This window comes from Microcystis sp. M_QC_C_20170808_M3Col (genome assembly GCF_007095505.1).
Lineage (GTDB): Bacteria > Cyanobacteriota > Cyanobacteriia > Cyanobacteriales > Microcystaceae > Microcystis.
The window spans coordinates 1-12,179 of sequence record NZ_SFBY01000330.1 but is presented as its reverse complement, the minus strand read 5'-3'; the positions used below and the strand labels follow the sequence as shown (position 1 = coordinate 12,179).

General features: G+C 41.7%; 13 protein-coding genes and 1 pseudogene. 11 read left to right on the top strand and 3 right to left on the bottom strand.

From position 1 onward, the window contains the following. Positions 1–262: 262 nt before the first annotated feature. Entirely contained in the window at positions 263–3,760 is a 3,498-nt protein-coding gene (mfd, locus tag EWV84_RS15205; protein WP_287078670.1) for a transcription-repair coupling factor, read from the bottom strand. A 548-nt stretch (positions 3,761–4,308) separates the two neighbouring features. Here mfd and EWV84_RS15200 point away from each other — a divergent pair. From EWV84_RS15200 to EWV84_RS15155, 10 genes and pseudogenes are all read left to right on the top strand, one after another. Continuing rightward, on the top strand, positions 4,309–5,226 hold the full coding sequence (locus tag EWV84_RS15200) for a metal ABC transporter solute-binding protein, Zn/Mn family (RefSeq protein WP_287078669.1): 918 nt from the start codon (positions 4,309–4,311) through the stop codon (positions 5,224–5,226). 10 nt (positions 5,227–5,236) lie between these two features. Continuing rightward, entirely contained in the window at positions 5,237–5,932 is a 696-nt protein-coding gene (locus tag EWV84_RS15195) for a metal ABC transporter ATP-binding protein (RefSeq protein WP_287078668.1), read from the top strand. A 144-nt stretch (positions 5,933–6,076) separates the two neighbouring features. Then, complete coding sequence (locus tag EWV84_RS15190) at positions 6,077–6,517, top strand: DUF29 domain-containing protein (RefSeq protein ID WP_287078667.1); 441 nt, start codon at positions 6,077–6,079, stop codon at positions 6,515–6,517. A gap of 142 nt (positions 6,518–6,659) precedes the next feature. Continuing rightward, positions 6,660–6,758 (top strand): annotated as a pseudogene (locus tag EWV84_RS15185) (DUF29 family protein); the annotation flags it as partial. 279 nt (positions 6,759–7,037) lie between these two features. Continuing rightward, positions 7,038–7,190: a DUF4160 domain-containing protein gene (locus EWV84_RS15180; RefSeq protein WP_262382182.1), complete on the top strand. Its 153-nt coding sequence runs from the start codon at positions 7,038–7,040 to the stop codon at positions 7,188–7,190. Further along, positions 7,144–7,482, top strand: coding sequence for a DUF2442 domain-containing protein (locus EWV84_RS15175; RefSeq protein ID WP_287078665.1), 339 nt, complete (start codon positions 7,144–7,146; stop codon positions 7,480–7,482). Before EWV84_RS15180 ends, EWV84_RS15175 begins: the two co-directional genes overlap by 47 nt. A 216-nt stretch (positions 7,483–7,698) precedes the next feature. Next, positions 7,699–7,983, top strand: coding sequence for a DUF1214 domain-containing protein (locus tag EWV84_RS15170; RefSeq protein ID WP_287078664.1), 285 nt, complete (start codon positions 7,699–7,701; stop codon positions 7,981–7,983). A gap of 357 nt (positions 7,984–8,340) precedes the next feature. After that, positions 8,341–8,781, top strand: coding sequence for a GUN4 domain-containing protein (locus EWV84_RS15165; RefSeq protein ID WP_287078663.1), 441 nt, complete (start codon positions 8,341–8,343; stop codon positions 8,779–8,781). Between the two features lie 489 nt (positions 8,782–9,270). Beyond that, complete coding sequence (locus tag EWV84_RS15160) at positions 9,271–9,537, top strand: BrnT family toxin (RefSeq protein ID WP_287078662.1); 267 nt, start codon at positions 9,271–9,273, stop codon at positions 9,535–9,537. Continuing rightward, the gene (locus EWV84_RS15155) at positions 9,509–9,706 is read left to right on the top strand and encodes a hypothetical protein (protein ID WP_287078661.1); all 198 of its coding nucleotides are present in this window, start codon (positions 9,509–9,511) and stop codon (positions 9,704–9,706) included. The genes EWV84_RS15160 and EWV84_RS15155 overlap by 29 nt, the downstream gene beginning before the upstream one ends. Before the next feature lie 247 nt (positions 9,707–9,953). On the opposite strand, the gene EWV84_RS15150 is transcribed toward EWV84_RS15155, so the two are convergent. Together EWV84_RS15150 and EWV84_RS15145 are read right to left on the bottom strand one after the other, a co-directional pair. Next, the gene (locus EWV84_RS15150; protein ID WP_287697471.1) at positions 9,954–10,493 is read right to left on the bottom strand and encodes an REP-associated tyrosine transposase; all 540 of its coding nucleotides are present in this window, start codon (positions 10,491–10,493) and stop codon (positions 9,954–9,956) included. Between the two features lie 393 nt (positions 10,494–10,886). Continuing rightward, entirely contained in the window at positions 10,887–11,426 is a 540-nt protein-coding gene (locus EWV84_RS15145) for a hypothetical protein (protein ID WP_287078659.1), read from the bottom strand. A gap of 162 nt (positions 11,427–11,588) precedes the next feature. On the opposite strand from EWV84_RS15145, the gene EWV84_RS15140 reads away from it, so the two are divergent. Continuing rightward, positions 11,589–11,873 (top strand): DUF1214 domain-containing protein, encoded by a 285-nt coding sequence (locus EWV84_RS15140; protein ID WP_287078658.1) that lies wholly within the window; start codon positions 11,589–11,591, stop codon positions 11,871–11,873. Positions 11,874–12,179: the final 306 nt, after the last annotated feature.

Sequence of the window (12,179 nt, the reverse complement as noted above, 5' to 3'; positions counted from 1 at the left end):
GTCAGACTTAAGCAATTAAGCGTTTTTCGCTATCTGCGTCAACCCCATTGACGCGACCACCCTAAAAAAGTGGCGTGGTGAGGAATCGCCGTCCGTTTTACGGCGGCGAGGATGTCAACTTCTCCCCCACTCCCCACTTCATAATTGATAATTTATAATTGATAATTCCCACTCCCCACTTCATAATTGATAATTGATAATTCCCGCTCCCTACTTCATAATTCATAATTGATAATTCATAATTCCCACTCTCTTATACTTTTTAAACAGGATTTAGTCTAATTCCCGTCGGTAGGCCATCTTTACACTTAGCTAACCACTCCAATAAACTATCTAACTGCTGTGGTGGTTTTACCAATCCTAGACCCCTAACCGTCACCTGTTTGGGACTATAAACAAAGCGTGATTGTATATGTTGGGGTAGGTGTTCTTGTAATAATTTCCAAGCTGGTTCCTCCATGGGAGTTTCTAGGATAATATGCTGTTTTCCATCGGGTTTAATGCGCGAAAAACCGAGGGATTTAGCCAGATGTTTTAACTCGATTACCTTAAATAATTGTGCCACCGGTGCAGGAATTGCCCCGTATCTATCGACTAAATCGGCAGCAATTTGTCCTAAAGTTTTCTGAGAATTGGCAGTAGCGATCGCCCGATAGACATCCATTTTCTGCTCCAGATCTGATATATAATCATTAGGAATAAATGCCGTCAATTTCAGATCGATTTGGGTATCCTCCACTTGAGGAATTTCTTGACCTTGAATTTCCCGCAAAGCTTCCTGTAACATTTCCATATATAGATCAAAACCGATCGCTTCCATTTGTCCCGATTGTTCCGCACCTAATAAGTTACCCGCACCGCGAATTTCCAGATCCCTAGTCGCTAATTGATACCCCGATCCTAACTGGGTAAATTCTTGAATTGCCTTTAATCTTTCCCGAGCGGTTTCTGTTAGTTCTCCCTTGGCCGGATAAAGTAACCAAGCGTGCGCTTGTACTCCCGATCGCCCCACCCGTCCCCGCAGTTGATAGAGTTGCGCTAAACCGAATTTTTGGGCATCTTCAATGATAATCGTGTTAACTCTGGGAATATCTAACCCTGACTCCACAATAGTCGTACAGACTAAGATATCCGCTTCCCCATTATTAAATGCTAACATGGTGGTCTCTAATTCGGACTCATCCATACGACCGTGGCCGATGGCAATTCTAGCACCCGGAATCATCCCTTGAATTGCTGCCGCTTTTTCTTCAATTCCCTCGATTCTGGGTACTACATAAAAAATCTGTCCTCCCCGATCCAATTCATTGCGAATTGCCGTTCTAATCACATCAGAATTATAACTAGAAAGGTGGGTTTGGATGGGACGACGAGAGGGAGGAGGTGTGGTAATTAAACTCATTTCTCGTACCCCAGAAAGGGACATATAAAGAGTCCGGGGAATCGGTGTCGCACTCAAAGTTAACACATCAATATTACTTTTAAAAGCCTTAATTTTTTCCTTTTGATTGACCCCAAAACGCTGTTCTTCATCAATTACCAATAATCCTAAATCTTTAAACTCCACCGCTTTACTCAATAACAACTGCGTCCCCACCACTATATCCAATTCCCCCGTTTTCAAGCGCTGGACGATATCTTTTTTCTCGGAATTGGTGCGAAAACGATTTAATAAACCCACATTAATGGGATAGGGAGCAAAACGTTCTTTCAGGGTGTGATAATGTTGTTGGGTTAAAATCGTTGTTGGTGCTAATAAAGCCACCTGTTTATGACCCGTGGTGACAGCTTTAAAAATAGCACGAATGGCCACTTCTGTCTTACCAAAACCCACATCCCCACAGACTAATCGATCCATCGGGCGATCGCTTTCTAAATCCCGTTTCACATCCTGTATCGCTTTCAGTTGATCAGCAGTGGGTTGGTAGGGAAAAGAATCCTCTAACTCCCGCTGCCAGGGATTATCCATCGGATAGGCAAAACCCGATTTTTGGGCGCGTTGGGCGTAAATATTGATTAAATCAACCGCTAACTTCTTAACCGACTTCCTAACGCGGGCTTTCGTCGCTTCCCACGCTTTGCCAGAGATTTTATGTAATTCAGGCGCTTGACTACCTGTATGACGATAACGGGAGAGATTATCGAGAGAATCGGCAGGAACCCGCAATAATCCATCGGCATACTTAATAACTAGATAATCTCGACCTTGCACTACTCCGCTAATTGTGCTTTCCTGCTTTTCTAGTTTGATAAACTGTCCGATGCCATGGTGTTTATGTACTACAAAATCGAGGGGACGGAGTTTATTCACGTCCACCTGTACCGAGGCTGCTTGCCGACGTTTGCGGACGTAACCGGCAGTATTTAAAAGATGTTGCCCGAAGAACTCTCGATCGGTAACGAGGACTATGCGATAGGTGGGTAGGATAAAACCTTCTAATTCAGCTAATCCTGAGTATTTTAGGGCTGTAGCGGTGTTTTGAATTATTAAGCGCTCGATCGCCCCAAAATCAAGGGGATTGGGGATAAATTGGGCCGGGCAGTCGTGTTCCTGTAATAACGAGACTGTGCGGGAGGGTTGGGCAGATATTAACCATGTAGCATACTTATTTACTTTAATACCGCTATAAATCTCTCTTTTTCCCCGTAAAATTTCCGCTAGTTTGGCGAATTGCCCCGCATTGGTGGGAATCGGACGACTGGAGAGATTAAGGCTATTTTCGGACAGGTGATCGTCTATTTCCGAGAGGTAGAGATGGGGAAATTTGGGCGATATTTCCAGAGATTCGCCAAAAGAACGGTGAATTTTCGGTAAAGGTGGTTCTATCTCTTGCCAGCGTTCCCCAATATATTCTATCCAGCGCTCGCTTCTAGCTTGACAGCTTTCCAGTTCATCAAAGGCAATAAGGGTATTTTCGGGGAGATAATCCAATAAAGAAGCAGCTTGACGGAAGGCCAAGCCTAAAAATCGCTCAATTCCCTCTGGATAAATGCCATTAGCCAATTTTTCTCGATCTTCAGCCCCTAGATAATCGGCCACTGTCGGGGGGAGAGAAGGGGCAATCATCGCCGCGAAGCTAGTGGGAGTAAGAAGCAGATTGGGGATAGAATCCAGCGATCTTTGGGTTGCAGGGTCAAATTCTCGCAATTTTTCCAATTCATCGCCGAAAAATTCTAACCTGACTGGTAATTCTGCCGAAACTGGGAAAATATCAACGATATCGCCGCGACGACTCCATTGCCCTTCGGTTTCTACCAGTGAAACCCGTTGATATCCTAATCTAGCTAGGGTTAGATCGAGGTTTTTGGCTTCTATAATCGTTCCTATCTCAAAATTATCGCTATATTTCTCGAAAACCTCCCTAGGGGGTAAATGGGGCTGCAGGGCCTTTTCGGTGGTAACGATCGCAATTCCGTCCTCTTGATGACTGATTGCCGATAATACCTGCATCTGTCCCCAAATCATCTCGGATTCCCGATTAAATGTCTCGTAGGGGCAAGCTTCCGAGGTGGGATAAAAGAAAACACCTTTCCACGTCATCGCTTCTAATTGGGCAGCCCAACGTGCCGCTTCTTCTAGATTGGCACAGATAATTAAAAGATTTTTTCCTTGACAACGGGCAAAAGCTGTGCTTATTAATCCTTTCGGTAAGCGGGCAAGACCAGTTAGGGTTAAATTGCCATTTTTCTCCAGTTTTTGGATAAGTTCGGCAGTTAGAGGCGATTTTTCAATGTTGCGAACAACGGAGGCAAAAGTCATTTTTTAGTGATCGGCTCTCGGTTTTTAGTTAAGCTCTACTGAATTTAAACTGCCTATGGGGATTTTTAGTACAAATGATCAGGCTTCCTCTCCCAACTCTGGCACTCCGGTGCAGTCTTAACGAGTAATTTAGATAAGTGGGTGGGTGGAATTAAATATAAGACGAACGTAGGTTGGGTTGAAGCATGAAACCCAACACCCCAAGGATCACGAAGTGCGCTAACCCATCCGACAAATAATTGTGCTTCCCTACTTAGTCAACAGCTTATCAGTTATCAGTTGTGAGTTTTCAGTTCACCGACTACTTTTTGGGGCTAATTTTTTTGGGCTTTATTTGACTTGACCAGAGGGGGGTCGCAGGCGCACGGATTTTCCATTATCTATATAATATCATGTCAAGCCCTAGTTAGCAAGAGAAAATTTTTTAATTGGCAGCGAAAGATCGAAGGACGAAAACCCAGTACATATATACCGAGATATTTTCAGAATGATAACGATTCTCACCGACTGTGATAAGATGAGAATCATAATCAGACTCAGTTAATCCGATGGGTAAAAATTTCCAGTTAACAGCGATCGCTTTAACAATGACTATAGCCAGCTTAACAGCTTGTAGTGGTCCCTCGGTCAAGGAAAAGGAAACAACGACACCCTTACAGGTGACAGTCAGCATCGTACCGCAGGAATATTTTGTCAAACGCATCGGCGGTGATAGAGTCAGTGTTAATGCCATGATTCAACCTGGGACAGATCCCCACACCTATGAACCAAAACCCGAACAATTAAAAACCACAGCCCAATCCCAAGCCTACTTTAAAATCGGTGTATCCTTAGAAGATGCTTGGAAAGATCGCTTAAACAGTGTTAACCAACAGATGTTAATCGTCGATACCAGTCAAGGAGTAGATAAAATCCCTTTGACAGCAGAACATGATCACGATCACACCAAGGCAAAAAAACATCAAGCTGGAAAAAACACCCTAGATCCCCATATTTGGTTATCACCAAAACGAGTCAAAGCACAAGCAGAGACTATTTATCAAACCCTAGCACAACTCGATCCCGATCAGGAAACTATCTATCGGGCTAACTTGGAAAAATTCCGTCAGGAATTAGACGCATTAGATCAAGAAATTCGGCAAAACTTGGCAGGGATCAAAAACCAAAAATTTATGGTGTTTCATCCCGAATGGGGCTATTTTGCCCAAGATTACGGTTTAGAGATGATTGCGATCGAAATCGACGGCAATGAACCGAGTGCTGCCCAGTTAAGTCAACTAATCAAACAGGCAAAAAAAGAGAATATTAAAGTTATTTTTACTCAACCGGAATTTAGCCAGAAAACTGCCGAAACTATTGCTAGGGAAATTGGGGGACAGGTAATCCCTATCAGTGCCTTTGCTCAAAATTGGAGTGAAAACCTGCGACAAGTTTCCCAAAAAATGGCCACAGTTTTAAATCAGTAATTGCTTGTATATGTCAACGATCATTACCATTAGTAATCTCTGGGCCGGCTACGAACAGGAACCCATCCTCGAAGATATTAATTTAACCATTCAGGAATTGGATTTTCTGGGAATTATCGGCCCGAATGGAGGAGGAAAAACTACCCTCCTCAAGGTTTTACTGGGATTAATTAAACCTTGGCGCGGAGAAGTCAGTATTTTGGGGCAAAGTATCCAAAAAGGTCGGGAATTAGTCGGTTATGTGCCGCAGTTTGTCGAATGCGATCGCTCATTTCCCATCACTGTGGGTGAGGTGGTGAAAATGGGGAGATTGAGCAGCAAAAAACTCTGGCAAGGCTATAGTAAAAAAGATGAGGTAAGGGTAGATAAAGCTTTAGATAGTGTGGGAATGTTGGCCTTGAAAAAAAGGTCGATTGCTGAACTTTCGGGAGGACAGCGCCAACGGGTTTATATCGCTCGCGCTTTAGCGGTAGAACCCCGTCTCTTGATTTTAGATGAACCCACTGCCAGTGTCGATCCCCAAATGCGTGCTAGTATTTTTTCCCTGTTGCAAGAATTGAATGAGTGGATGACTATTTTAATTATTTCCCATGATCTGGGAACCCTATCTACCTATGTTAAATCGATCGGTTGTCTCAATCGTCGTCTCTATTATCACGGCCAAAAATCTCTCACTGCTGCTATGCTAGAACAAGTGTATTGCTAAAAGTTTTCTCCCTTTCTACTGTCAAAACCCTTGACAAATCCCGAAACTTGACATATACTTATATATATATAATGGGAATCCGTGCCTGCCTACAGACCCTCTTTTTTCAGGTCAAATAAGCGCAAGGAATAAAGAAGACAGGGGATGACAATTAAAGACTTATACGAACAAGACTATCTTGCTTGGTTAGAAGAAACGGCCAAACAACTGCGACAAAGACAGACAGATGTATTAGATTGGGAACATCTCAGGGAAGAAATCGAAGCTTTGGGGAATGAACAGAGACATAAAGTAGATAGTTATCTCCTGCAATTACTCATTCATCTGCTTCTCTACCAATACTGGCCGGAGGAACGAGAAAGATGTGCGAAGGGATGGCAGGACGAAATCGGTAACTTTCGGGTGGAATTAGAACTTTTATTGGAGTCGAAAACCCTTTATAACTATTTTTTAACCAGAATTGCGGTTATTTACCCCAAAGCAGTGAAGCGAGTCCGACAAAAAAGCGAATTACCGGCCGCTATCTTTGCCGAAAGCTGCCCCTATAGTCCCGAACAAATCCTCGATTCCGATTTTCTACCCTGAAATTCCGGCAGATTTTTTCAGAAAAACCCTTGACAAATACCCGCACTTGACAGATACTTATATATAGAATGGGAATCCGTGCCTGCCTGCGACCCCTCTTTTTTCAGGTTAAATAAGCGTCAAGAAAATAAAAACCTGATACCTGACCACTACTAAAGACTTATACGAACAGGACTATCTTGCTTGGTTAGAAGAAACGGCCAAACAACTGCGACAAAGACATACAGATGTATTGGATTGGGGAACCAACAGAGACAAAAATTATTATTATTAGTTGTAAATTTCATTATGACTAGGCTCAATGTAATCGCTGTTATCTTGTTGATTAAACTTTAAAATTGTCATTGCTTGGGATAGGAACGCCAAGGGCGATCGCTTACAATAGGGGGCAAACTTTTAGAAAGCAACCTTTATTACTATTCTTACTCATGCCCACTCTATCAAGCTTCTATGGAATAAAAATCACCATGAACTATAACGATCACAATCCGCCTCATATCAAGATTATGAAGCGGTTATAATGATTCACACAGGTGAAGTTTGTGGTCAAATGCCCAAAAGAGGACTAAATTTAATATGGGAGTGGCTTGATCTACACCAATCTGAACTATTGGAGAACTGGGAAAATGCGCGTCAAAGAAAACCTCTTAACAGAATCGATCCCCTTCCCTAAAAAGGAGCTATTTCTTCATGTTATCTGTGTGGAATATCTGGATAAGTATCAATTAAAGCTAACCTTTAATAATGGAATAGAAGGGATTGTAGATTTAGAACAAGAATTGTATGGAGAAATCTTTGAACCCTTAAAAGATCAAAGCTTATTTCAAAAAGTATATGTAAATAGTCGGACAATAGAATGGCCAAACGGAGCAGACTTTGCCCCTGAATTTTTATTTGAAATTGCTCTCGACAAGCAACCAGTTAGTATGGTCGGTGATCGTGTAGGGGACGCTAATGAAATGTAACGTACCAAATTGTTTTCTTAACAATAATTATCTGATTTGCGATTATTTTGGACTTTAGTGCGATCAGGTTTTCTTCTCATGGTGTGATCGCTTGTTGATGAGGAGGGGCGATCGCTAATTGCCGTCTTGACTTAAAAAATAGTTACTTAACGCGCTTTTTTGCTTTTAATCATGACGAATTTGTAATTATTCTGCGTTACGCTAACACATCCTAGCGTGCTACTATTCTGGTCAGTGATTCTTGACAGTAACCAGACGCGATCGATGATTCAGACGGAGCAACAGTTTCCCAGTGTCGGTAGTCAGACTAAGGGGCTTTTGGTTAATGCTGATGGTTCTGTGGATATCTATTTCAGGCCGAAACCACCTGCGGGTAAGGAGAATAATTGGGTGCAGACAAATCCGGGCACGGGTTGGAATACGATTCTTCGATTTTATGGCCCGCTTGAGCCTTGGTTTGATAAGACTTGGCGACCAGGGGAGATCGAGTTATTGAAATAGCTCTATCCAGATTATTTCTTGATCGCCGATCTGTCGGTTGGATTGAGGTGATAAAATTCAACATTACCTTTTTTCTTGCTAATAAAATCGGAGTTCTCACTTCGTCAGAGAGAGAGATTGCCGTAACTCGACAATGAGGTTATCACTTCTCATGGTTGGGTTGCGTTCCTTAACCCAATCTATGAAGCGGCGATCGCACTACAAGATCAGCGATCGCATTAAATCTAAACTTCTCCATCTACTGATAGTAACGATAAGTTTGGCTTCAGCGTCCAGAAAGAAATCTATGAGAGTCTCGGTGGCATGAGAGAGTACAATTGAGGAAGTAATGGTAAACCTTCTAAAACTTCTCCTAATATGATTAAGCTTAAAAGTGCTAAGGGTGTTGACTATTCTAAACTTGAGCAACTCCTAAAACAAGAAAAATGGAAAGAAGCAGATCAGGAAACACTTAGGGTGATGTTACAAGCAGCTAATCGAGTTGAGCAAGGATGGTTAGAGTGTGATGACCTAAAAAACTTTCCCTATGAGGATCTCTGCACCATTAACCACCTCTGGATAAAATATAGTAACGGTAAATTCGGCTTTTCAGTTCAGAAAGATATCTGGCTGGAAGTCGGAGAAAAATCAGGTTATGATGGGGAAGAAAAACTAGGCGATCGCGTCGGCTGGCGTAAAAGAGGAGACTGGTTATCTTACGACTTCCTTACTTTTAATCTGCCCAGCAATGCTCTAAAGTTGATAAATATCAATCTAACAAAAACTCAAAGCCTTAGTATACAAGCTTTACAAGCATGAGTTGTTGATAGTTTTACATGACAGGTTCGGTAGAGCCCTTTTAATTTATCATTAGCACCCAAGGGACATCTCCCTATTAAGTATGCAGGAAGAATATTGATAGATAATGAAACTTGTAAACCAATAACACATCAATCTTACGGAAGAGAGAGGGTTTTTAATGGTGTGGATACGGAGGAGAGATTTGTGCTCGAAAGGTGTTATTACTGGAACTTTAGGTGTAGTCTTCTGAAGTATATGTAATTCGATGAATTAGAAGATGATTTACGAAATGATGTAATTATTCTTGATCCTGATGTCAAAAAATATTTTCCTAATTCGGAATCTGTTAATGCTACTTTAAGAAGTTTAATTAAATTAATTCCTTAACAATAGATAGTGTGATCGCCGATCTTGTAGTGCGATCCCTGTCTTCTTGTTGATTCATGTTTAAAAACGCGATCATGTATAATCCAAAATATTATTAACTAGATATAAAATCTCGATAAAATGGAGATAGAATGGGACAATAATAAAGCGGCTTCAAACTTGATCAAGCATAAGATTGATTTTGAAGATGCAAAAAATATTTTTCTAGACCCCAACCGTCTGGAAAGAGAAGATAAACGTGATTATAATGAAGCTAGAATCCAAGTAATCGGTATAGTTAATCAAGTAGTTTTATTTGTTGTCTATACTAAAAGAAACGGCAGATATCGTATTATTTCAGCAAGGAGAGCCAATAAAAATGAACGACGACAATATTACCAGAGTTAAACTTGATCCCAAAAATGTTAGTCATGGCAAGACAGATTGGGAAAAAGTTGAAGCAATGACGGAGGAGGACATTAATAAAGCCGCCGAAGCAGATTCGGACTGTCTCCCCCTATCTCAAAAAGAATTAAATGAGTTTCGCCGTATATCAATACAAGTGCCTATCTTGTAGTGCGATTGCCGATTTTGTAGGTTGGGTTGAGGTGACGAAACCCAACATTTCCACACAAACAATATGCCCTTCCAAATTTAATTAACATCATTATCTTTTAATTTGTTGGGTTGCATTCCTTAACCCAACCTACCGAATTTTTGAAAAATTTGAGCTGATCTTGTAGGTTGAGATGACGAAACCCAACATTGCCTTTATTTCTTACCTTAACTTGTTGGGTTTCACTTTGTTTAACCCAACCTACATTTTATTCCATACCAATATTACTATCAAAGAGCAGCCTTTCTGAAGCCCCCCACAAACGATGAAAACTGGAATATTGCCAATCTTTCGGAGCATTTACTAATCCATGATGCACGGGATTATAATGAATGTATTCGATATGATTAACAAAATCTCGATCGCCGTAGGCGCGCCCTTGGCGACCATCTCGAATTTGATGCTCCCAAAATCGGCGTTGCCAAATAGCCTTTTCTTTTTTATGTTGTCGAGATGTTGAAATTTTACCCTGATATTGAGGATGACATTGACGGCTAAAATAACTTTTAATTAATCGCCAACGAGTTGAAAAATCTGCATCTGTTTCAGGCAATGTCCAAAGAGCATGAATGTGATCTGGTAAAATGACAATAGCATCAATCTTAAAATGATGTTGTCGCATGACATATTTAAAAGCATTTCGTAGTAAATCCACATTTTCAGGTTCACACAAAATTTTGTGGCGATTGTATGTCACAACTGTAAAAAAATAAGTGGCTCGTGGTGTTTTTGCTCTACGGTATTGCATCAAGTTAGAATAACATTTATTGGACTGATGTTTACTCGACTGGCATTGGGTTGAGGCACGAAACCCAACCTACCAAACTGTAACCTTTATTCTGTATGCTTTTTAGCGAATAAGGTAAGCATAACATTGCTGAGAGGGCGATCGCTGATTGGCTCGCTCAAACCCTAATCAATTCGTTAACCTCAAAATGGTCTTTTTGTACTAATAAATATTCGAGTAGAACGCTCAATCCGTTTGCTAGAGTGCATTTGAGACAATTTATCAAATTTTCGGTTTGAGAAATGAGCGCACCGTGAGTTCAATGATTTTAGCTGATGTTATTGGTGATTTGGCCATGCCCACAAGGGATCGCCTTAATCATCCCTAACCCATCCTACGCCATCAGCGATCGCATTACCACTTCATAAAGGGTGGTGGACTGAAGGGATGTTTTGCAAACCACTCGCGTGCGCCTTTTATGAGAAAGCGGTGAAATCCCTTATTTGGAATGGCCTTTTTGACCTCGCTCACATAGGCGGGAGGAATGCCGAACTTAAAGAAACCAAGGGAGAAATCAACTAAATCGCCCCTTCTGAAGAGTTCCACCAGCGGATAGCGGTCTGTCTTGTAGGTGCGAACCTTGTGGTGCATCTCGACCATTAGTCCAATTTCCTCAGACCATTCCTGTTGCCCGGTTTCGGATAAGTACCTCTTTACTTCAGACACCGAAGGTGGGATGTAGTCCGCGGTATGAGCCGACCAAAGACCTAGATCGTGAAAGCAGGCGGCGATCGCCAACTTGGTCTTTTCTTCTTCGGTGCAGGAATGCAAGGCCAAACAGAAATTGAACATTCGATAGACATGACCCCTGTAACCCAAGTAGTCATCACCGATTCGGTCTTTCCATGCAGCGAGAATTTCTTCTATGAGATCGTTCTTGGTCTCTATGTCCATGGACGCTCCTAGTTCGTAGATTATCTATTTATTGGCATTCTAACCCATTGGAAAAAGCTCCGAATAGATCAAGCCAAAGTCAGGTGCGTTACTTAACGGGCCTTTTTGCTTTTAATCATGATGAATTTGTAATTATTATGCGTTACGCTAACACATCCTACCGTGCTACTATTCTGGTCAGTTATTCTTTACAGCAACCAAACGCGATCGCAGATTCAGATGGATCAACAGTTTCCCAGTGTCGGTAGTCAGACTAAGGGGCTTTTGGTTAATGCTGATGGTTCTGTGGATATCTATTTCGGTCCGAAACCGCCTGCTGGCAAGGAGAATAATTGGGTACAGACGATTCCGGGCACGGGTTGGAATACGATTCTTCGGCTTTATGGCCCGCTTGAGCCTTGGTTTGACAAGACTTGGCGACCAGGGGAGATCGAGTTATTGAAATAGCCCTATCCAGAATATTTTTTAATAGTGCGATCGCCGATATATAGTTTTGTTTGAAATTTCTATACGCGATCGCACTCCTAGAAAGCAGTTTTTTAAGTATGCGATCGCATTAATCCGATTTGGCTTATCGAAAATTTGGGTTAAAACCCCGTCCTTTGAGGACGGCTTTAAGCTACAATGGAAAAAACGATAACCAAGCTAAAAACTGAACCTTGACAACAGATAGTAGGGGGTTTCGTTCAGAAAAGACTTCAAATTCGGCCTTGAACGAGTAAAACTTTCTAGGAAATAAGGTTGAACATGAGA

Excerpts from the sequence above, each read along its gene's own strand:
- mfd (WP_287078670.1), bottom strand. The coding sequence starts at position 3,760 with ATGACTTTTGCCTCCGTTGTTCGCAACATTGAAAAATCGCCTCTAACT.
- EWV84_RS15200 (WP_287078669.1), top strand. The coding sequence starts at position 4,309 with ATGGGTAAAAATTTCCAGTTAACAGCGATCGCTTTAACAATGACTATA.
- EWV84_RS15195 (WP_287078668.1), top strand. The coding sequence starts at position 5,237 with ATGTCAACGATCATTACCATTAGTAATCTCTGGGCCGGCTACGAACAG.
- EWV84_RS15190 (WP_287078667.1), top strand. The coding sequence starts at position 6,077 with ATGACAATTAAAGACTTATACGAACAAGACTATCTTGCTTGGTTAGAA.
- EWV84_RS15180 (WP_262382182.1), top strand. The coding sequence starts at position 7,038 with ATGATTCACACAGGTGAAGTTTGTGGTCAAATGCCCAAAAGAGGACTA.
- EWV84_RS15175 (WP_287078665.1), top strand. The coding sequence starts at position 7,144 with ATGCGCGTCAAAGAAAACCTCTTAACAGAATCGATCCCCTTCCCTAAA.
- EWV84_RS15165 (WP_287078663.1), top strand. The coding sequence starts at position 8,341 with ATGATTAAGCTTAAAAGTGCTAAGGGTGTTGACTATTCTAAACTTGAG.
- EWV84_RS15160 (WP_287078662.1), top strand. The coding sequence starts at position 9,271 with ATGGAGATAGAATGGGACAATAATAAAGCGGCTTCAAACTTGATCAAG.
- EWV84_RS15155 (WP_287078661.1), top strand. The coding sequence starts at position 9,509 with ATGAACGACGACAATATTACCAGAGTTAAACTTGATCCCAAAAATGTT.
- EWV84_RS15150 (WP_287697471.1), bottom strand. The coding sequence starts at position 10,493 with ATGCAATACCGTAGAGCAAAAACACCACGAGCCACTTATTTTTTTACA.
- EWV84_RS15145 (WP_287078659.1), bottom strand. The coding sequence starts at position 11,426 with ATGGACATAGAGACCAAGAACGATCTCATAGAAGAAATTCTCGCTGCA.